This is a genomic window from Saliniferula longa (assembly GCF_050789285.1).
Lineage (GTDB): Bacteria > Pseudomonadota > Alphaproteobacteria > Rhodobacterales > Rhodobacteraceae > CAVPWP01.
On sequence record NZ_JBOUVX010000003.1, the window covers coordinates 540,959 to 561,711 of the forward strand.

General features: G+C 68.3%; 17 protein-coding genes. 5 read left to right on the forward strand and 12 right to left on the reverse strand.

Going from position 1 to position 20,753, the window contains the following annotated elements; genetic code table 11:
- Positions 1-31 precede the first annotated feature (31 nt).
- The 5 genes from ACRDNQ_RS15690 to ACRDNQ_RS15710 form a co-directional block, all read right to left on the reverse strand.
- Positions 32-2,905: a S8 family serine peptidase gene (locus ACRDNQ_RS15690; RefSeq protein ID WP_431829629.1), complete on the reverse strand. Its 2,874-nt coding sequence runs from the start codon at positions 2,903-2,905 to the stop codon at positions 32-34.
- 68 nt (positions 2,906-2,973) lie between these two features.
- The gene (locus ACRDNQ_RS15695; RefSeq protein ID WP_431829630.1) at positions 2,974-3,579 is read right to left on the reverse strand and encodes a hypothetical protein; all 606 of its coding nucleotides are present in this window, start codon (positions 3,577-3,579) and stop codon (positions 2,974-2,976) included.
- Positions 3,579-4,133, reverse strand: a complete 555-nt coding sequence (locus ACRDNQ_RS15700) for an RNA polymerase sigma factor (protein WP_431829631.1) — start codon at positions 4,131-4,133, stop codon at positions 3,579-3,581. The genes ACRDNQ_RS15695 and ACRDNQ_RS15700 overlap by 1 nt, the downstream gene beginning before the upstream one ends.
- Before the next feature lie 151 nt (positions 4,134-4,284).
- A complete protein-coding gene (gene speB / locus ACRDNQ_RS15705) occupies positions 4,285-5,232 on the reverse strand; it encodes an agmatinase (RefSeq protein WP_431829632.1) in 948 nt (315 codons plus the stop codon).
- On the reverse strand, positions 5,229-5,852 hold the full coding sequence (locus ACRDNQ_RS15710) for a TetR/AcrR family transcriptional regulator (RefSeq protein ID WP_431829633.1): 624 nt from the start codon (positions 5,850-5,852) through the stop codon (positions 5,229-5,231). Before ACRDNQ_RS15710 ends, speB begins: the two co-directional genes overlap by 4 nt.
- A gap of 125 nt (positions 5,853-5,977) precedes the next feature.
- On the opposite strand from ACRDNQ_RS15710, the gene ACRDNQ_RS15715 reads away from it, so the two are divergent.
- The 5 genes from ACRDNQ_RS15715 to ACRDNQ_RS15735 are packed head-to-tail and all read left to right on the forward strand — an operon-like array spanning position 5,978 to position 10,439.
- Complete coding sequence (locus tag ACRDNQ_RS15715; protein ID WP_431829634.1) at positions 5,978-7,033, forward strand: extracellular solute-binding protein; 1,056 nt, start codon at positions 5,978-5,980, stop codon at positions 7,031-7,033.
- Between the two features lie 10 nt (positions 7,034-7,043).
- Entirely contained in the window at positions 7,044-7,898 is an 855-nt protein-coding gene (locus tag ACRDNQ_RS15720; RefSeq protein WP_431829635.1) for an ABC transporter permease, read from the forward strand.
- Positions 7,898-8,668: an ABC transporter permease gene (locus tag ACRDNQ_RS15725; RefSeq protein ID WP_431829636.1), complete on the forward strand. Its 771-nt coding sequence runs from the start codon at positions 7,898-7,900 to the stop codon at positions 8,666-8,668. The genes ACRDNQ_RS15720 and ACRDNQ_RS15725 overlap by 1 nt, the downstream gene beginning before the upstream one ends.
- Entirely contained in the window at positions 8,665-9,705 is a 1,041-nt protein-coding gene (locus tag ACRDNQ_RS15730; RefSeq protein ID WP_431829637.1) for an ABC transporter ATP-binding protein, read from the forward strand. The genes ACRDNQ_RS15725 and ACRDNQ_RS15730 overlap by 4 nt, the downstream gene beginning before the upstream one ends.
- Before the next feature lie 2 nt (positions 9,706-9,707).
- On the forward strand, positions 9,708-10,439 hold the full coding sequence (locus ACRDNQ_RS15735) for an MBL fold metallo-hydrolase (protein ID WP_431829638.1): 732 nt from the start codon (positions 9,708-9,710) through the stop codon (positions 10,437-10,439).
- A 3-nt stretch (positions 10,440-10,442) separates the two neighbouring features.
- Here the strand turns inward: ACRDNQ_RS15735 and ACRDNQ_RS15740 are convergent, their stop codons facing one another.
- The 7 genes from ACRDNQ_RS15740 to ACRDNQ_RS15770 all read right to left on the reverse strand — a co-directional run bounded on the left by ACRDNQ_RS15740 (position 10,443) and on the right by ACRDNQ_RS15770 (position 20,737).
- On the reverse strand, positions 10,443-13,544 hold the full coding sequence (locus ACRDNQ_RS15740) for an efflux RND transporter permease subunit (RefSeq protein WP_431829639.1): 3,102 nt from the start codon (positions 13,542-13,544) through the stop codon (positions 10,443-10,445).
- Positions 13,545-13,548: 4 nt separating this feature from the next.
- A complete protein-coding gene (locus ACRDNQ_RS15745) occupies positions 13,549-14,721 on the reverse strand; it encodes an efflux RND transporter periplasmic adaptor subunit (protein WP_431829640.1) in 1,173 nt (390 codons plus the stop codon).
- 108 nt (positions 14,722-14,829) lie between these two features.
- On the reverse strand, positions 14,830-15,033 hold the full coding sequence (locus tag ACRDNQ_RS15750) for a formate dehydrogenase subunit delta (RefSeq protein WP_431829641.1): 204 nt from the start codon (positions 15,031-15,033) through the stop codon (positions 14,830-14,832).
- Positions 15,023-15,844: a formate dehydrogenase accessory sulfurtransferase FdhD gene (fdhD, locus tag ACRDNQ_RS15755; RefSeq protein ID WP_431829642.1), complete on the reverse strand. Its 822-nt coding sequence runs from the start codon at positions 15,842-15,844 to the stop codon at positions 15,023-15,025. Before fdhD ends, ACRDNQ_RS15750 begins: the two co-directional genes overlap by 11 nt.
- Positions 15,845-15,849: 5 nt before the next feature.
- A complete protein-coding gene (gene fdhF / locus ACRDNQ_RS15760) occupies positions 15,850-18,747 on the reverse strand; it encodes a formate dehydrogenase subunit alpha (protein WP_431829643.1) in 2,898 nt (965 codons plus the stop codon).
- A complete protein-coding gene (locus tag ACRDNQ_RS15765) occupies positions 18,744-20,261 on the reverse strand; it encodes a formate dehydrogenase beta subunit (RefSeq protein WP_431829644.1) in 1,518 nt (505 codons plus the stop codon). The genes fdhF and ACRDNQ_RS15765 overlap by 4 nt, the downstream gene beginning before the upstream one ends.
- The gene (locus ACRDNQ_RS15770; RefSeq protein ID WP_431829645.1) at positions 20,258-20,737 is read right to left on the reverse strand and encodes a formate dehydrogenase subunit gamma; all 480 of its coding nucleotides are present in this window, start codon (positions 20,735-20,737) and stop codon (positions 20,258-20,260) included. Before ACRDNQ_RS15770 ends, ACRDNQ_RS15765 begins: the two co-directional genes overlap by 4 nt.
- Between the last annotated feature and the right edge of the window lie 16 nt (positions 20,738-20,753).

Consider the following 20,753-nt stretch of genomic DNA (forward strand, 5'->3'; position numbering starts at 1 on the left):
TGCGGCGGTCGCGGTTCAATCTTTGGCGGATCTAGTTGTCGCCCGCGCAATCGGGCAGGCGGGGCAGGCCCCAGCCGAACAGCGCATCGCGCCCGCTGTCGCCCAGATCTTCGGAAGCGGTCTGAAGCAGCTCGCGAATCTGCGCGCTGTCGGTGACGCGGCCGGCCGCGATCTCGTGCGCGACAAGCGCCGAAAGCACCGCCGCGGCATAGGAGGTGCCGGTGCGGTAGGCCGTGCCATCGCCTTCGGCCACAAGCACGTCGACACCGGGGGCGGCGAACTCGACCTCGTCGCCGACGCTGGCGTTGCCGTAGGGCCGCTTGGCCGCATCCAGCGCCGTCACCGCGATCACCGCCGGGTCCGAGCCCGGATAGGCGACCTCGGCCGCGGCGTCGTTGCCCGAGGCCGCGACAAGGATGGCGCCCCGCGCCGCGGCGGTCTCCATGATGCGGCGCAGGACCTCGTTGCGGGGCCCGGCGAGCGACATGTTGATGACCGACACGTCCTGACCAAGCAGCCAGTCGATCGACCGGGCGATGCTTTCCATGCTGGCCGCGTCGCGCTCGTCGTAGCGTCCGAAGGCCACGGCCGACAGAAGCTCGGCCCCCGGCGCGATGCCGGCGAAGCCGTCGCCCGAAGGCGGCGCCGCCATGAGCGAAGCGATGCCCGTGGCGTGGTCGGCCGACCCGGTCGCGACGTCACGGCCGACGGCCGAGAACTCGGTCAGGGACAGCCCGGCCAGATAGGGGTTCGACCGCGCCACAGGGCCGTCGATCAGGCCGATCCGCACCGGCGCGGGCAGGCGGCAGCTGTCCACGGGCACGGCGCCGACAAGGCTGTTGGCATAGGTGCGTTTGCCCTGCCCGGCCTCGAACAGGTGGTTGGCGTCGAAAGCGGCGTCGATCCCGTCGGCCTGAAGGATCGCGCGCACCTCGGCCGCGGGCACGCCGCCGGACAGGTCGACGACCACGATCTGCAGCCCGAGGTTCGGCAACGACGCCCCCCGCAGCGCGGTTCCGCCAAGCGAGGCGACGATGTCGGCCGCGCCCGGCGTGGCGTCGATCGGCGCGAGGAAGGCGAATTCCGGTGCGTCGCTGGGCGCGGGCACGACAAGCGGGGTCGCGCGCAGGTCCGCGGGCAGGCCCGCGGGACCAAGGCCCAGGCTTTCAGCCAGCTCTTCCGGCGAGACGAGAGGCACGCCATCCGGCCCCGCGCCGATCAGTTCGACCACGGCCCCCGGACCGGTCGCCGCCGCGCCTTCGCCCTGGGCCGGATCGCAGAGGCGTCCACCGCCAAGGCTTTGAATTGGCAGAGCCGGAGACACCTCCGCCTGGGCAAGGTGAAGGTCCGACCGGCCAAGGCCCGCAAAGAGAGACAGCACAGCGCGCGCGGGAAGCGGGGCGACAAGCTGCCGGACGAAGGGGCGATCGACCGCGTCAAGGCGCGACAACTCGGGCCCGCCGTCGTCATCATCGTCACCATTGTCATCGTCACGACCGCCCGAGCTTCCGCCGTCAGAACCGCCGTCGGCGGGGTTGTCCCTTGACCCACCGCCCGAGGACGCATTCCCGTTGTTGCCGTTGTTCCCGTTGTTCCCGCTGTTCCCGCTGTTGCCGGGGCTTTCACCGGCCTTGCCAACATCCTTGTCATTGCCCGGGTTCCCGATTCCACCGCCCGGCGAACCGCCGCCCGACCCGCCTGTCGAACCGCCTGACGAACCGCCGCCCGAACCGGCGTCGTCGTCATCGTCGTCCTGACCGGAGCCGCCGCCCGAGCCGGCGTCGTCGTCATCGTCGTCCTGGCCCGAACCGCCGCCCGAGCCGGCGTCGTCGTCATCGTCGTCCTGGCCCGAGCCGCCGCCCGAGCCGGCCTCGTCGTCATCGTCGTCCTGACCCGAACCACCGCCCGAGCCGGCGTCGTCGTCATCGTCGTCCTGGCCCGAACCGCCGCCCGAACCGGCGTCGTCATCGTCGTCGTCCTGGCCCGAGCCGCCGCCCGTGCCGGCGTCGTCGTCATCGTCGTCCTGGCCCGAGCCGCCGCCCGACCCGGCGTCGTCATCGTCGTCGTCCTGGCCCGAACCGCCGCCCGACCCGGCGTCGTCGTCATCGTCGTCCTGGCCCGAGCCGCCGCCCGTGCCGGCGTCGTCATCGTCGTCGTCCTGACCCGAGCCGCCGCCCGAGCCGGCGTCGTCGTCATCGTCGTCCTGACCCGGGTCAGTGTCCTGGCCCGAGCCGCTCGATGGACCGCCGCCGGAGACCACGCCTCCGAACTCACGGGCCTCGCGGCGCTTGTCGGCCGGTCCTTCCTGAACGGACACGGGGCGGGACGATGCATCATCGTCGTCGTCGGTGCCGCCGCTTGCGGTGGTGCCGCTGGCCACGCCAGAAGCCGTCCGCGGGCCAGCCGAGGTACCCGATTGCCCGGTGGACCCAGAGCCACCTGGCGCGGGGGGCTGGCCTTCGCCCGGCACGCCACCTGCCACGCCACCCGTAGCCCCGCCGGGCGTGCCCGCCGTCGAGCTGTCCGATCCGCCCGGAGCCGCGACGCCATCCGGGCTGACCGCCGGAACCGCGTCGGACGCCACTAGGGCTGCGGCGTCGGAGGGTCCGCCGACGACCAATTCGTCTGTCAGGTCCGAGGCATAGACGGGCTCGGACGTCTGTGCGATCCGCTCGATCAGCAGCGCCAGTTCGGCGGGCGATTGGCCCGGGCCGGGGACGCTGAAGACCTCGAACGGCGTTCCGGCGGGAAGGGTTGTCAGCGGCACCTGGAAGAAGATCGAGTCGGTCGTCGCTCCGACGACACGGACACGCGTGCGCCCGCCCGGGTAAGCGATGGCAAGATGGGTGGGCGGGGTTTCAAGCCCCGCCGGGATCGGAAGCACGGCGATGGCGCCGGGGGCCACGCAAGACTGGGCGAGCGCCGGGACGGGCGACAGACAAAGAAGAAGAGTCGTCGTCCCGGCGAGCCGCCTCATGGAAGATCAACGCTTTCGACCACCTCTTGCCTGTCGCGCAGTTCGGCCGCAAGGGCCGCCAGGTCACGTCCGTCGGCCGGGGCCACACGATAAAGACCGATGGCCGACGGCCCGTCGACGATGACCAGACCGTATTCCAGAAGAAGATCGGACACGGCGGCCTGCGTCGCCTCGGGCTGGAAGGCAAGGGTGAGGGTTGAGGTTGCGGCATCTCCGGATGCCTGACGATAGGAGGCGTCCGGGTCGACGCCGAAGCGGCCAAGGCCCACGGCCACCAGGGCGATCGCCGCCGCGGCGGCCAGCCCCCAGGGAAGAAGCGTCGTCACCCGGCGCGGGCTGGCGAGTTTCGGCGCAGGCCGGGGCGCCGCGCGATCGATGTCGCGCATCAGCCGGGCAAGCCCGAACTCGCCCGGCGTCGGCCCGGTGTCGAGGTCACGCATCGCGCCACGGATCTGGCCAAGGGCATCGGCTTCTCGCCGAAGGCGCGCGTCGGCCGCAAGCGCCGCCTCGACGCCTGTGCGTTCGTCGCCGCGAAGCGTGCCGTTCACGTAGAACGGCAAAAGCGACTCGATCTCGGGCATGTTTCCTGCCACCGCCGCCATTACAGCGCCTCCTTGCCGATGCGTCCCGCCAGGCAGCGCAACATCAGCTGCTTGGCATGAAAGACCCTGGTTTTCACGGTGCCCTCGGGCACATCGGATATCTGACTTATTTCCCTGTAACTGAGGTCCTCGAAAAACGCGAGTTCGATCGCCGAACGGTGATCGGTCTTCAACGTCTCAAGACATGCGCGCACATGTTGGCCATTTTGTGACGCTAGCAGGCAAGCCTCGGCATCGGGGCTTTCGTCTTCGGTGTCGGGCAGGTCGTCCGTGTAATCGACCCGGCGGGATTTTCTGAACACGTCCATGGCCTTTCTGTAAGCGATGCCAAACACCCAGCTTTTCACCGAGGACCGGCCCTCGAAGCGGGACGCATTGTTCCAGACCTCGAGGAAGACCTCATGAACTAGGTCGGCTGCCTCGAACGGATCGTTCAATTTTGATCGCAAGAAACGGAAAAGTGGCCCTTCGAGCGCCCTGTAAAGCTCGGCGAAGGCGGATTTGTCGCCTCGGGCGGTCCGCGAAATCAGGTCGTTGAGATCCGCTTCAGCCATCGCCCCGGCACCGGCACACTCGCCAAGCCCACCCTGTTTTCCCAAGCCGCCCAAGACTATAGGCCAAGCCGGGGCAAAGAAAGGGGGCTTTTCGCCTTTGGTTTGACTCGATGCCAGAGGCGAGACGCCGCCTGCGCCTTGCTTCAGCCTGTCAGCGGCGCGCGACTTCGGGCAGGACGCACAGCATCTCGTAAAGCAGGTTCGCCGCGATAAGCGCGGTGTTGCCAGACGGATCGTAGGGCGGCGAGACCTCGACAAGGTCGCATCCGACAAGGTTCAGCCCGGCGCAGCCGCGCACGATTTCAAGCGCCTGCCAGGTGCTGAGCCCTCCGGGCTCGACCGTGCCGGTGCCGGGCGCGAAGGCCGGATCGAGGCTGTCGATGTCGAACGAAAGATAGACCGGGGCGTCGCCGATGGTGGCGCGCACGCGCTCCATCAGCGGGGTCAGCGACCTGTGCCAACACTCTTCGGCCTGCACGACGGTCCAGCCCTGCGCGCGGCCCCAGTCGAAATCCTCGGGCGAATAGCCGGTGCCGCGCAGACCGATCTGGAACACGCGGTCGTTCTGAAGGCAGCCGTCCTCCCACGCGCGGCGGAACGGGCAGCCATGTGCGACGGTTTCGCCGAACATGTGTTCGTTGATGTCGGCATGCGCGTCGACGTGGATCAGCGCGACCGGGCCGTGCCTTTCCTTCATCGCGCGCAGGATCGGCCAGGTCAGCGTGTGGTCGCCCCCAAGGGTCAGCGGAATCGCGCCATGGCCCAGAATGCCCCGATAATGCGCGGTGATGATGTCGACGGATTTCTTCAGATCGAAGGTGTTGATCGGCACGTCGCCGATGTCGGCCACCTGCAGACTGTCGAACGGGGCCGCGCGGGTGGCCATGTTGTAGGGGCGCAGCATCCGGCTTTCGTCGCGGATCTGGCGCGGACCAAGCCGCGTGCCCGACCGGTTCGAGGTGCCGATGTCAAGCGGGATGCCGACGAAGCAGGCATCAAGGCCCTCGGCCGTGTCCTGCGCGGGCAGGCGCATCATCGTGGCGGGGCCGCCGAAGCGGGGCATCTCGTTGCCGCCAAGGGGCTGATTGAAACGGCTCATGCGGGGTGCCGCGCGATCAGCGTGGCGATGGGGCGGGTCTGGGCGGCGACCCGGGCCTTGAGGGCATCAAGCGACATCTCGTCGTCCTTCACGAACTCGATGAACATCTGGTTGAGATTGTTGAACAAAAGCTCACCCAAGGCGCGTGCGTCAAGATCGCTCCTGACGTCGCCGCGCGCCTGAAGGGCGGCGATCAGGTCGGTCACCTGGGCGGCAAGACGCTGGTCCTGCTCGCTGTAGTGGCGGCCGTTGGGCGTGCCCGGCGCCTCGATCGACAAGGCCATCGCGGTGCGCCACATCTCTTTCGAGAGGTATTCGAGCGAATGGTCGTAGTACTGGAAGATCAGCCGCAGGATCGCCTCGTCCACGCCTCCGGGCGGGTCGGCGACAATCTCGGCCCCGGCATCGAGCACCTCTTCCACCTCCATCGCGACCGTGGCGATCAGGATGTCGCCCTTGGTCTGATAGTAGTTGTAGACCGTGCCGACCGACACCTCGGCCATCTCGGCCAGATCCTCGATCCGGACCGAGCGATAGCCGTCTGCCCGAAATTGCGTCACCGCCGCCTTCAGAATGCGCCTTTCGCGGTCAGCTTTCTGTCGTTCGCGCAGTCCGGCCATGCGGGGCCCTTGGAGAGATTGAGGTTCGATCTAAAAATAGTGTTGACTGCAAAAATGAATGACTTCAACTTTTTTCTCAACGAGCCGCGCCGAACGCGGACGCCAACCCCCAACGGGAGACCGACATGACCCGACTGACCCCTGCCCTGCTTGCCACCACCGCCCTGACCCTTGCCGCCGGCGCCGCCGCCGCGCAAGAGGAACTGAACGCCCTTGTCTGGTGCGACCACACCGATCCCGCCCTGATCGAACCCTTCGAAGCGGCGCATGGCGTCAAGGTGAACCTGCGCGAATACGAAGGCACCGGCGCCGCGCTGGCGCTTCTCGAGCAATCCCGCCCGGGCGACTGGGACGTGCTGGTGATCGACGGCATCGACGTCTTCCGGGGTGTCGAGGCCGGCGTGCTGGCCCCTCTGCCCGCCGACCAGTTGCCCACCGCAGACTTCTTCCCCGAGGTCGTCATGGCCGAGAACAACGTGATCGACGGCGTCACCTATGCCGTGACCGAGAAATTCGGCTACAACACGATTTCGTACAATTCGTCCAAGGTTGACCCGGCCGACATGGAGTCGCTCGCCACCGCATGGTCGGAAAAGTACAAGGGCCGGATCTCGATCTACGACTATTACCTGCCGGTGATGGGGCTTGCCGCGATCGCCCAGGGCATCCCCACCTCTGAAATCGGGACCGACGACCTTGACGCGATCGGCGGCGTGATGGCCGCGATGCGCGGCAACGCGGCGTCGGTCGCGGGCGTGGTCGCGGCGCAGACCGCGCTTGCCACCGGCGAGGTCGATATCGTCGTGGGCGGCGGCGAATGGCTGACCGCCGTTCTGGCGGCCGAGCAGCCCGAGCTAACCTGGACCATCCCGCAGGAAGGCGCAGTGCGCTGGGCGCAGTCGATCGGGGTGGTCGCGGGAAGCGAGAAGCCCGACCTTGCGCTTGAGTTCGTCAAGTACATCGTCAGCCCCGAAGGCCAGGCGCGGCTTGCGACCTCGTCGTGCTTCTGGGGGATGCCGGCGAACGCGAAGGCGGGTGAGTTCCTGACGGACGACCAGAAGGCCACGCTGCGCTGGGACGATCAGGCCGACTACCTTGCCCGCACCCAGCTTTACCCCGCGCCCGACGCCGACCTCGACGTCGAGATGCAGGACCTCTGGCTCGAGACGCTGTCGCAATGAGCGGGCCGGCGTGAGCGCCGCCGCAGAAGATCGCCGGAAGGGCTGGGGCTTTGTCGCCCCGGCCCTTCTGTGGACTCTGGCCTTCTTCGTGCTGCCCTTCCTTGTCATGGGCGCGATGAGCCTTGCGACGCTTGAGGGGCGCACGCTGATCTGGGGCGTGTCCTTCGCCAACTACGCCGAGCTGGCCGAAAAGGCGTTTCTCTGGCGCGCGGTCCTCGTCTCGCTCGAGATCACGCTGACGGTCACGGTGGTCTCCGTCGTCCTTGCCTATCCGCTGGCCTGGATCATCGCCTTCCGGGTGCCCGCGCGCTGGCAGCGTCTGGCGCTGCTGCTGGCGATCCTGCCGTTCTGGACCTCTTACGTCGTGCGGTCCTATGCCTGGCTTCTGGTGCTGGCGCGCGAAGGCGTGGTGAACCAGACCCTGATGGGGCTGGGACTGATTTCCGAGCCCGTGACGCTGGCCAACACCCGCTTCGCTACGGTCACGGGCTTCGTGCATTTCTTCGTGATGCTGCTGACGCTGACGATCTATGCCAACCTCGTGCAGCTGTCGCCCAACTACCGCCGCGCGGCGATGGACCTTGGCGCGAACGCCTTCCAGACCTTCCGCCACGTGATCCTGCCGCTGACGCTGCCCGGGATCGTGACCGGGGCCTTCCTGACCTTCGTGCTGTGCATCGGCGACTACGTCACGCCGCAGATCCTGGGCGGGAACACCGAACTGACGGTTCCGCAGGTCATCATGGTGCAGCTCGGTCGGCGGGCGGACTTTCCGCTGGCCTCGGCGCTGGCGATCGTGCTGATGGGGCTTGTGACGCTGGCCTACCTCGCCTCGGCGCGCTGGCTGAGGCTTGACCGGATATGATGCGCGCCCTGCCCTGGCTCTATCTCGGCCTGGCCTTCGTTTTCATCTACCTGCCGGTGGGCGTGCTGGTGCTGTTCTCGTTCCAGGGCAGCACCCTGCCCGTCCCGCCCTTCGACGGCCCGTCCTTGCGCTGGTACGCCGAGGTTCTGGGCGACGACGGCCTGACCGGCGCGCTGGGGAATTCGGTCGTGGTGGCGTTGGGGTCGTCGGCCGTGGCGGTGACGCTGGGGTTCCTTGCGGCCTATGGCCTGGCCCGCCACGCCCTGCCCGGATCGGGCGTGATCCGGGGGCTGCTGATCGCGCCGCTGACCGTCAGCTACCTGATCGTGGGGCTTGGCCTTCTGATCGTGCTGACGCGGGCGGGGCTGGGCCTGTCTCTCTGGACCGCCGCCATCGGCCATGTCGTGATCAACCTGCCGCTCGCCTTCGCGATCATCTATGCCTCGATGGGCGCGCAGCAGCAGAACGCCGAACGCGCCGCCCGCGACCTTGGCGCGGGCGAGGCACAGGTGGTGCTTCTGGTCACGGTGCCCATGCTGATGCCCGCGATCGCCGCGGCCTTTTTCCTGTCGATGACCTTCAGCTGGGACGAATTTATCATTGCCTTCCTGCTCACCCGCTTCGACGTGACCCTGCCGGTCGAGATCTGGTCGCTTCTGCGATCGGGCCTGTCGCCGCGGCTCAATGCCATCGGAAGCCTTGTCTTCCTTGTTTCGGTCACCGTCGTGCTGATCCTTGAACTTCTTGTCTTCCGGAGGCGTCGCGCATGACCGCGCCCGTGACCCTTGCGGCGATCAACCACTGGTTCGGCGAGCATCACGCGCTCAGGGACGTGGACCTTGCCATCGAGGCTGGCGAATACGTCACGCTTCTTGGCCCCTCGGGATGCGGGAAGACCACGCTTCTGTCGGTGATGGGCGGGTTCATCGCGCCCGCGCGGGGCAAGGTCCTGATCGGCGGGCGCGACATGACCCATGTGCCGCCCGCGAAACGCCCCACGACCACGGTCTTTCAGGACTACGCCCTGTTTCCACACATGAGCCTGCGTGACAACGTGGCCTTCGGGCTGCGGATGGCAGGCATGGGCCGGGCCGAGAGGCGCGCCAAGGCCCTTGAAAAGCTGGCGCTTGTGGGCCTCGACACGGCGGCCGACAAGCGCCCGCACGAGCTGTCGGGCGGCCAGCGGCAGCGTGTGGCGCTGGCGCGCGCGCTGGCGGTCGACCCCGATGTCCTGCTGCTGGATGAACCCCTGGGCGCGCTCGACCTCAAGCTGCGCCGCGCCATGCAGGACGAGTTGAAGGCGATCCAGCGGCAGGTCGGCACGACCTTCGTCCACGTCACCCACGATCAGGAGGAAGCGATGGCGATCGCCGACCGGATCGTGGTGATGAACGCAGGACGGATCGAGGATCAGGGCCCGCCGGCGCGCATCTATCGCCAGCCCGCGACGTTGTTCGCCGCGGATTTCATGGGCGAGATGAACCACATCCCCGCCCGGGCGACCGGCGCCGGTGTGGAAACACCCTTCGGACCTTTGCCTGTTGTCGCCCCGCGCCCGGGCAAGGCCGTGCTCTGCATCCGGCCCGAGGCCATCGGGACCGGCGATGGAGCCGTCAGGATCGGCCTGGCACGGGTCCGCGACGCTGCCTTCTTCGGCACCCACACCCGCGCGCATGTCGTCCCCGAGACCGCCCCCGACCTTGTGCTGGTCGCGCACCTTCCGCCCGCGCAGGTGCCTGCGCCGGGCGACACCCTGATCCTGTCGGCCAGCGCCGACACGGTGAGCGTCTTTGCGGCAGAGGACTAGGAATGGAACGCGCGCGCCCCGAGGACTGGTACCGCCTTCAGACCAAGGGCGACGGCGTCACCCTGATCGACGAGCCCTTCATCCACGCCTTCTACCGCTGCAACGTCTGGCACGTGCGCGGCCGCGACCGCGACATGCTGGTCGACAGCGGCATGGGCGTGGTGTCGCTGCGCGACTGGGTGCCGTTGGTCACCGAACGCGCGCTGACGGCGGTGGCAAGCCACACCCACTTCGACCACATCGGCTGTCATCACGAATTCGACGATCGCTGCGTCCACCGCGCCGAGGCCGATATTCTGGCCCACCCGACCCGCGCCGCGACCCTGGCCGAGCCCTATGTCACCGACGAGATCTTCGACTTGCTGCCGCCCCTTCCCTATCAATCCGCGACCTATGCGGTGAAGGCGGCCCCGGCGACACGGCTGCTTGAGGACGGCGACGTCGTCGACCTGGGCGACCGCCGGTTCGAGGTGATCCACACCCCAGGACATTCGCCGGGCGGCATCGCGCTGTGGGAAGCAGCGACCGGCATCCTGTTCTCGGGCGATATCGTCTATGACGGCCCGCTGATCGAGGACACCTATCATTCCGACGCGGGCGACTATCATCGCTCGATGGTGCGGCTGCACGATCTGCCCGTGCGCGTGGTTCATGGCGGGCACTTCCCCAGCTACGACGGCGCGCGGCACCGCGCGATCATCCGCGCCTGGCTGGACGAGAAGGAAAGGCGCTGACCCTCAGACCGCCTGGGCCGAGGCCAGTTCCTCTTCCAGACGCTTCTGCTCGCCCGCCTTGGTCGACGAGAAGCCGGCAAGCAGCAGGTAGGCGACCGGCGTCAGGAACAGGGTCGACAACGTCGCCAGCCCCAGACCGCCGACGATGACCCACCCCAGCGCCTCGCGCGCCTCGGCGCCGGCGCCGAAGGACAGCACCAGCGGCACGCCGCCCAGCACGGTCGAGATCATCGTCATCATCACCGGGCGCAGCCGAATCGTGGAGGCGCCGTAGATCGCGTCGCGCACCGACTGCCCCTGGTCGCGCAACTGGTTGGCGAACTCGACGATCAGGATGCCGTTCTTGGCCATGATCCCGATCAGCATCACCAGCCCGATCTGGCTGTAGACGTTCAGGCTTTGGCCCGTCAGCTGAAGCGCGATCGCCGCGCAGGCCAGGCCCAGCGGCACTGTCGCCATCACCACAATGGCCGAGATGAAGCTTTCGAATTGCGCCGCAAGCACAAGGAAAACCACGAGAATGGCAAAGCCGAAGGTGACGAGAAGACCTGCCGAGGTCTGGTCCAGCGTCGCCGCCTCGGCCAGCGGCACGATGCGGTTTTCCTCGGCCAGAACCTCGGCCGCCAACGCCTCGACCTGCGCCAGAGCGTCGCCAAGCGCCAGATCGGGCGTCAGCCCGGCCGAGATCTCGACCGACCGGTTCTGGCCTTCACGGTTCAGTTCGGGCGCGATCGCGCGCTCTTCCAGCGTCACGAAGGCCGACAGCGGCACCATCTGCCCGTCCCGCACCTGCACGAAGACGTTTTCCAGATCGCCGGGGTCGTCCACGGGGTCCGACGTCGACAGAAGCTGCACGTCGAAGTTTTGGTCGTCGACGAAGACGGACCCGATGCTGCGCCCGTCAAGCACCGCGCGCAGCGCGTCGCCCAGCCCGGTGATGTCGATGCCAAGGTCGGACGCTCGGGTGCGGTCGATCTCGACGAAAAGCTGCGGCTGCGTCGTCTCGTACTCGAGGCGGACCTGACCGAAGGCGGGGTTCTCCTGCATCTGTGCCACCAGACGCTCGGCCACGCCGGCCAGCTGGTCATAGTTGTTGCCCGTGATCGCGAAGGTCAGTCCGCGACCCGCGCCGCGGATCCCCAGCGAATTGGGCTGGATCGCGAAGGCGCGGACGCCCACCACCTGCTGCAGCTTGCCGTTGATCTCGGCCACGATCTCTTGCTGGGCGCGCGCCCGCTCGGCCCAGGGCGCCAGCGTCATCACCATGAAGCCGCGGTTGCCCGACCCGAAACCGGTGATCGAGAAGACGTTCGTGATCTCGCCCGTCTCGACAAGTGGCTGAAGCAGGCCCTCGATCTCGGCCATCCTGGCGCTCGTGTACTCAAGCGACACGCCTTGCGGCGCCGAGACCGACAAAAGCGCCACGGCGCGATCCTCGGGCGGGGTCAGTTCCTGCCGGATGCCGCCGGCGACGAAGACCGAGGTCGCGGCGAAAAGCGCGGCCACAAGGACCACGACCCAAGGCATCGCCAGCGCTCCGCGCAGGAGCCAGCCGTAAAGCCCCGCAAGGCCGTCGCCCAGACGCGCAATGGCCGAGCGGCGGGTGGTCTCGCCGTCGCCCGTCAGAAGCCGGCTGGCCATCACCGGCACAAGCGTCAGCGCGACGACCGACGACAGCAGCACCGCCATGGCCAGGGTGAAGCCGAACTCGCGGAAAAGCCCGCCTGCCTGCCCGGGCAGGAACGACAGCGGGATGAAGACGGCGGCCAGCGTCGCCGTGGTGGTGACGACCGCGAAGAACACCTGCTGGGTGCCAAGCACGGCAGCCGCGCGCGGCCCCATGCCTTCGGATCGGCGGCGCACGATGTTTTCCAGCACGACGATGGCGTCGTCGACGACCATGCCGGTCGCCAGCACCAGCGCCAGCAGCGTCAGGATGTTGACGGAGAACCCCGCAAGATAGATCGCCGCCAGCGTGCCGATCAGAGCGATCGGCATGGTGAGCGTCGGAATCAGCGTCGCGCGCCAGTCGCGCAGGAAGACGAAGATCACCACCACGACGATCGCCACCGCAAGGGCCAGCGTCTTCAGCACCTCCTCGATCGAGCCGTTGATGAAGACCGCATCGTCCGAGGTAACGAAGATCCGCACGTCGGGCGGAAGCGTCGGCTGCAAGTCGTCCACCACGGCGCGGACGGCGGCCGAGATCTCGAGCGTGTTGCTCGTGGCCTGCCGCACAACGCCGATGCCGATGCCGTTCTGGCCGTTGGCGCGCAGCACGGTTTCGTTCGGGGCCGGACCAAGCGAGACGCGCGCCACGTCGCCAAGGATGACGTTGGGCGCGATCTCGAGCGCCTCGAAGGCCTGCGGCGTCACCACGGCGGCCGTCGCGCGCACGTTGATCGATTGCCGATCCCCCGACAACTCGCCCGCCGGGGCGTCATAGGCGATGTCCTGAAGGGCGCCGCGCAGATCGCCCAGCGTCAGGCCCCGGCTGGCCAGTTCCAGCTGGTCGATATCGACGCGGAAGATCGGCTCGCGGTCGCCATAGATCTGGAGGTCGGCCACCCCGTTGATCGAAATCAGCCGATCCTCGACCCGGTCGCGCACGATCTCAGTCAATTCCTGCGGCGACCGCCCGGGCGAGGTGACGGCGACCCGCACCACCGGCTGGGCGTTCGAATCCGCCTTCACGATCTCGGGCAGATCGGCCCCGTCGGGCAAGGCATTGCCAAGCCGGGCGACCGCGTCGCGCGTGTCGGTGGCCGCGACGTCGAGATCGACGTCGTCCTCGAATTCCAGCGTGACCCTGCTGCGGCCGACCTGCGAAGAGGACGAGATGGTCCGCACGCCGGCCACCCGGCCCACCGCGCCCTCGATCCGGCTGGTGATCTCCTGGTCGACGGTTTCGGCCGAGGCCCCGGGGAAGGCAGTCGTCACGGTGATCACGGGGCGGTCGACGTCGGGCAGTTCGCGGATCTCGACCCCGTAAAGCGCAGCAATGCCGGCGATCACGATCAGGGCGTTCAGGACGAAGGCAAGGATCGGACGGCGCACGAACAGCGCCGTGCCACCCCCCGCGCGCGTCGATGGCGTGCCGGACATGGCCCTAGCCCCGCCCGGGTTCCGGGCCGCGCGCTTCGGCCCCGTCCCCCGGGCCGTCGCCAGGCACGACGACCTCGACCTCGGCGCCCGGACGCAGGGTCTGCACGCCCTCGGTCACGATCGGCTCGCCCACGGCAAGATCGGCCTCGACCAGCACGCTGTCGGCGTTGCGTTCGCGGATGACGACGGGCACCCGCGCGGCCTTGCCGTCACGCAGGACCCAGACGAAGGCGCCATCGCTTGACCACTGGATCGCCAGAGGATCGACCGAGGGCAGCGTTTCGCCCGGCAGCCGCAGCCCGACGCGGAAGGCCATCCCGGCGCGCAAGCGGTCACCCTGGTTCGGGATGGTCGCCTGCACGCGCAGGGTGCGGCTGGCGCGGTCGACCACGTTGTCGATCGCGGTGATCCGCCCCTCGATCTCGATCCCGTCGATCGCCAGCGGCGCGACCGAGACGGTCATGTCCGGCTCGATCAGGCCGATCACACGCTCGGGCACGCGGAATTCGATCAGAAGCTCGGAACGGTCGGTGATCACGGCCAGCGTGTCCTGTGCGGACACGCGGTCGCCTTCCTCAATCTCGAGAAGGCCGATCCAGCCCGAGATCGGCGCGCGCACGACCCTTTGCGCCAGATCGAATTCGGCCTCTCGCAGCCCAAGTTCCGCGGTGCGCAGCGCAAGTTCGGCCTCGCGCGATCGCACCTCGGTCACTGCGCCCGACCCTTCAAGCTGCGTCACCCGCGCCACGTCCTCCGACGCGTCGGCAAGGATCAGGCGGGCGCGATCAAGCGCGATCCGCTCGGCTTCGTCATCAAGGCGGACGATCACGCTTCCGGCGTCGACATAGCTGCCCGCCTCGTATTCGACCGCCGCGATACGACCGGTCGCCTCCGAGCGGACGGTGACCGATCGCAGGGCGCGGCCATCACCGACCGCCGTGATCGCGTCGTTGATCACGCCCTCGCCCGCCTCGGCCACGATCACCCGCGCGGCGCCACCGCCGAAGCGCGGGCCTCCGGGCGCGGCGTCGGTCGGCTCGGCGGGCTCGATCCCCAGCAGGGAAAGAACCCCCATGCGCTCAAGCCACGGTTTCGACGCGGGCACATAGACGACCCAGATCGCCAGCGTTGCCGCGACGAGGACCAGACCGATCAGAAGCTGACGAAGGACCGACATCCGCACTCCCGCGTTGCCGCGCCGGACAAGGGCGCGTGCCCTCTGAATCTAGCACGGATGCCGGAAACTCAATGACAAAGCCGCAGCGACGGGTTGTGGGAACGGAGGTCAGATCAGCCGCGCGGCCTTGCGCACGGTTTCGTCCAGGCCTTCGCCGCCCTCGCGGACATAGTCGACAAGCTGCGCGCGCATGCGCGGCTCCCAGTAGTCGCACAGATGCGCGGCGACACGCTGCGCCGGATCCGCGTCCGGCTGGCTGCGGAAGAAGATCGCGATCTGATTGGCCATGTGAACCATCTTCTCAGGCGACATCGGTGACCTCGTCGGCGATTCGGTGGGGGTGGGAATACAGATCGAACGCGCCGCCTCGCGCACAGGCGGCCAGGGTGATGCCGGCGTCCTCGGCCAGCCGCAGGCCGTGGGCTGTCGGCGCCGAGACGGCGATCAGCACCGGCACGCCCGCGACGGCGCATTTCTGCACCAGTTCGACCGAGACGCGGCTGGTCATCACGACGGCGCCGGACGCAGGGTCAACGCCTGCGCGCGCCAGCGCGCCGATCAGCTTGTCGAGCGCGTTGTGGCGGCCCACGTCCTCGCGCGCCAGCACGATTCCCTCGCGCGGCCGCAGGAAGCCCGCGGCATGGACCGCGCGGGTCAGATCGTGCAGCGGCTGGTGGCCGCGCAGCGCGTCGGTGGCGCCCCCGACCTCGGCCCGGGTCAGGCGCAGCCCGGTGTCGGCCACGCGCGGCAGGGCGCGCGCCGCAGCGTCAAGGCTGTCGATCCCGCAAAGCCCGCAGCCCACCGGCCCGGCCATGAAGCGCCGCCGCTCGGCAAGTGCCGTGCGCCGGTCTCCGCGCAGCCACATCCGCGCCTCGAGCCCCTTGTCATGGGTGACGACCTCAAGCGCCTCGATCTCGTTGGGGGTGGTCACGATCCCCTCGCTCAGCGCGAAGCCCACGGCAAGGTCCTCGATGTCGGCGGGGGTCGCCATCATCACCGCCAGCGTGCCCCCGTCGAAGACGAAGGCCACCGGGACCTCTTCGGGCAGCGTGCGATGGATCTGCGCCGACCCCTCGGGGGTCAGCGTCCGTCCGGGCCGGCTGATCGAGGCGGGGCGGGTCATCGCGCCTACTCCGCCGCCGGCAGGATGCGGCGCGCACGTTCGGCCTGGGCAGCGTAGTCCTCCTGCCAGTCCGACGGCCCGTTCGACAGGCTCACCTGCACCGCCGTGACCTTGTATTCCGGGCAGTTCGTGGCCCAGTCGGAATAGTCCGTGGTGATGACGTTGGCCTGCGTGCCGGGGTGGTGGAAGGTGGTATAGACAACGCCGGGGCTGACGCGGTCGGTCAGATGCGCGCGCAGCGTCGTCTCGCCCGAGCGCGAGGCGAGCCGAACGAAATCGCCCTCGCCCACGCCACGCACTTCGGCGTCGTGGGGGTGGATCTCCAGCACGTCCTCGTCGTGCCAGACCACGTTCGCGGTGCGCCGGGTCTGCGCGCCCACGTTGTACTGGCTGAGAATGCGGCCCGTGGTCAGCAGAAGCGGGAAGCGCGGGCCGGTCTTCTCGTCGGTTGCGACGTATTCGGTGACGATGAAGCGGCCCTTGCCACGCACGAACCCGTCGACGTGCATCAGCGGCGTGCCTTCGGGCGCGGTCTCGTTGCAGGGCCACTGGACGCTGCCCTTCTCGTCGAGCAGTTCGTAGGTGACGCCCGCGAAGGACGGGGTCGTCGCGGCGATCTCGTCCATGATCTGACTGGGATGGGTATAGTGCCAGCCCGCGTCCATGGCATTGGCCAGCATCTGCGTGATCTCCCAGTCGGCAAAGCCGTTGCGGGGGGCCATCACGCGGCGGACACGATTGATCCGACGCTCGGCGTTGGTGAAGGTTCCGTCCTTTTCAAGGAAGGTCGAGCCCGGCAGGAAGACATGGGCGTAATTCGCGGTCTCGTTCAGGAAGAGGTCGTGAACGATCACGCACTCCATCGCCGCGAGCCCTGCCGCGACATGGCGCGTGTCGGGATCGGACTGAAGGATATCCTCGCCCTGGCAATAGAGGCCCTTGAAGGTTCCGTCGACCGCGGCATCGAGCATGTTGGGGATGCGCAGGCCCGGTTCGGGGTCGATGCTGACACCCCAGGCAGCCTCGAAGATGGCGCGCACGTCGTCGCGCTTGACGTGGCGGTAGCCCGGCAACTCGTGCGGGAACGACCCCATGTCGCAGGACCCCTGCACGTTGTTCTGGCCGCGCAACGGGTTCACCCCCACGCCCCGCCGGCCGATGTTGCCGGTCAGCATCGCAAGGTTCGCGATCGCCATGACCGTGGTCGAGCCCTGGCTGTGCTCGGTCACGCCCAGGCCATAGTAGATCGCGCCGTTGCCGCCGGTGGCGAACAGGCGGGCTGCGGCGCGCAGGTCGGCGGCGGGCACGCCGGTCAGCATCCCGGTCGCCTCGGGGCTGTGGCGCGGGTCCGACACGAACTCGGCGAAGGCGAGGTATTCGTCCCAGTCGCAGCGCTCGCGGATGAAGGCCTCGTCGATGAGGCCTTCGGTCACGATGACATGCGCAAGCGCGGTCACGACCGCCACGTTGGTGCCCGGGCGCAGCGGCAGGTGATGCGCGGCCTCGACATGGGCGGATTTCACAAGGTCGATCCGGCGTGGATCGATCACGATCAGCTTCGCGCCCTGCCGCAGCCGCTTCTTCAGCCGCGAGGCGAAGACCGGATGTCCGTCGGTGGGATTGGCGCCGATCACGATGACGACGTCGGTCTCTTCGACCGAGTCGAAATCCTGCGTCCCGGCCGAGGTTCCGAAGGTCTGACCCAGGCCATAGCCCGTGGGCGAATGGCAGACTCGCGCGCAGGTGTCGGTGTTGTTGTTCAGGAAAACCGCGCGGGCAAGCTTCTGGACCAGGTAGGTCTCTTCGTTCGTGCAGCGCGACGAGGTGATGACGCCGACGGACTTGCGGCCGTATTTTGCCTGCAAACCGCGCAACCGGGTGGCGGCGAAGGATATCGCCTCGTCCCAGCTGACTTCGCGCCAGGGCTGGTCGATCGTGTCGCGGATCATCGGGTTCAGGATGCGATCCTGGTGCGTGGCATAGCCCCAGGCGAAGCGGCCCTTGACGCAGGAATGGCCCCGGTTCGCCTTGCCGTGCTTCCAGGGCACCATGCGCACAAGCTGGTCGCCGTTGAGTTCGGCCTTGAACGAGCAGCCGACCCCGCAATAGGCGCAGGTCGTGACGACCGAGCGCGTGGGCGTGCCAAGTTCGATCACCGACTTTTCCTGAAGCGTGGCCGTCGGGCAGGCCTGCACGCAGGCCCCGCAGGACACGCAGTCCGACGACAGCGCATCGTCGGTCTTCGCGCCGAACGAGACACGGCTGTCGAAGCCCCGGCCTTCGATCGTCAGCGCGAAGGTGCCCTGCACCTCTTCGCAGGCCCGCACGCAGCGCGAGCAGACGATGCAATTCGCCGGATCGTAGGTGAAATAAGGGTTCGAGTCGTCCTTGGGCAGCCATTCGGGGTTGGCTTCGCCGCTGGTGTCGCGGGGCGCGAAGTGGTTGGCGAGGCCGCCGTCTTTCGGCGCCTCGTAGCGCACGTCGCGCAGGCCCACGGCGCCGGCCATGTCCTGCAACTCGCAATCGCCGTTCGCGGCGCAGGTCAGGCAGTCAAGCGGGTGGTCCGAGATGTAAAGCTCCATCACGCCCTTGCGGATCTTGCGCACCTTGTCGGACTGGGTGCGCACGACCATGCCGGGGGCGACGGGCGTGGTGCAGGACGCGGGCGTGCCGCGCCGGCCCTCGATCTCGACCACGCAAAGGCGGCAGGACCCGAAGGCCTCGAGACTGTCGGTCGCGCAGAGCTTCGGCACCTGGATCCCGGCGTCGGCGGCGGCGCGCATGACGGACGTGCCTTCGGGCACCGTCACCTCGAAACCGTCGATCGTCAGGGTGACGGGCGCGCCGGCACGGGCAGGCGTGCCCATGTCGCGGTCGTCGTGGGGGATGATGAAGTCCTTCATTCCGCAGCCTCCTTCTGGCGCGCGAAGTCGTCGGGAAAGCGCGTGAGCGCGCTCATCACCGGATAGGGGGTAAATCCGCCCAGCGCGCAGAGCGATCCGTCCTTCATCGTCTCGCAAAGGTCGGTCAGAAGCGGGATCGCCGCCGCGTCGCCTTCGGCGATGCGGTCGATCGTCTCGACCCCGCGCACCGCGCCGATGCGGCAGGGTGTGCATTTTCCGCAGCTTTCGATGGCGCAGAATTCCATGGCGAAGCGGGCCATGCGCAGCATGTCGGCCGTGTCGTCGAAGACCACGACGCCCGCGTGCCCGATCAGGCCGCCCGCCCTATCGAATTCTTCATAGCCGAAGGCCGTGTCGAACTGGTCGGGGGCGAAGTAGGCGCCAAGAGGCCCGCCCACCTGCACCGCCTTGACCGGCCGGCCCGAGGCCGTCCCGCCGCCGATGCCTTGCACGATTTCTGCAAGAGTCAGGCCGAACGCGGTCTCGAACAGGCCCCCGAATTGCACATTTCCTGCAATCTGGATCGGAATGGTCCCGCGCGACCTGCCCAGGCCGAACTCGGCGTAATGCGTCGCGCCCTTCTCGAGGATCACGGGCACGGTGGCGAGGCTGATCACGTTGTTGACGACCGTCGGACAGCCGAAAAGCCCCTCAATCGCCGGCAGCGGCGGCTTGGCGCGGACGACCCCGCGCTTGCCTTCCAGCGAATTGAGAAGCGAGGTCTCCTCGCCGCAGACGTAGGCGCCCGCGCCGACGCGCACTTCGATGTCGAAGGCCTGGCCCGAGCCAAGGACATCCGGCCCCAGCACGCCCGCCCCGCGTGCGAGGCCCACCGCCGCCTCCATCACGCGGATCGCATCGGGGTATTCCGAGCGCAGATAGACGAAGCCCTTGGTCGCCCCCACGCCAAGGGCGGCGATGGTCATCCCCTCGATCAGGCTGAAGGGATCGCCCTCCATGATCATGCGGTCGGCGAAGGTTCCGCTGTCGCCCTCGTCGGCGTTGCAGACGATGTATTTCCGCGTGCCTGCCGCCTTGCGGACGGTGTCCCACTTGATGCCGGTCGGGAACCCCGCCCCGCCCCGGCCGCGCAGACCGCTGGCCTTCACTTCTTCGACCACGGCCGCACCGCCCATGGCGATGGCGTGGCGCAGGCCCCGAAGGCCACCGTGGGCCTGATAGTCGGCAAGATCGAGAGGGTCGATCACGCCGCAACGGGCGAAGGTCAGCCGGGTCTGACGCGCGAAGAAGGGAATATCGTCCACGCGCCCGAGGCCTTGAAGCGTGCCGTCAAGAAGCGCGGGCACGTCGGCGGGCGTCACCGCGCCAAAGCCCTCGCGCCCCTGTCCCCGGTCGATCTCGACCAGCGGCTCGAGCCAGATCATCCCGCGCGATCCGTTGCGACGGATCTCGACCTCGATCCCGCGGGCGTCCGCTTCGGCCGCGATCGTGGCCACGACCGCATCCGCGCCAAGGGCCTTTGCGGCGCTGTCGGCGGGCACCCAGATCCTCATGCCCGCACCTCGGCCAGAAGCGCGTCGATCCGCGCGCCGTCCACGCGGCCCATGACACGGCCATCGATCATCGCCGCCGGGCCGCAGGCGCAAAGGCCAAGGCAATAGACCGCCTCGACCGTCAGCGCGCCGTCAGGCGTCGTCCCGCCCCAGCCGACGCCAAGCTTCTTCAGCGTCGCCTCGGACAGGGCGTTCGCACCCACCGCCTGGCAGGCCTCGGCCCGGCAGATCTTCAGCACGTGCCGCCCGGCCGGTTCGCGACGGAAGTCGTGGTAGAAGGAGACCACGCCGTGCACCTCGGCCCGGGTGATGTTCAGCGCCTCGGCCAACAGCGGCACCGCTGCCTCGGGCACGTGGCCGAAGGTGTCCTGAAGGGCATGAAGGATCGGCAGAAGCGGACCCTCGAGCGCCAGATGCGCCGCGATGATCGCGCGGATTTCGGCCTCGGCGGCCGTGGGAGGGGGCGTTGCTGGCACCGGGCTGGCCTTCGTC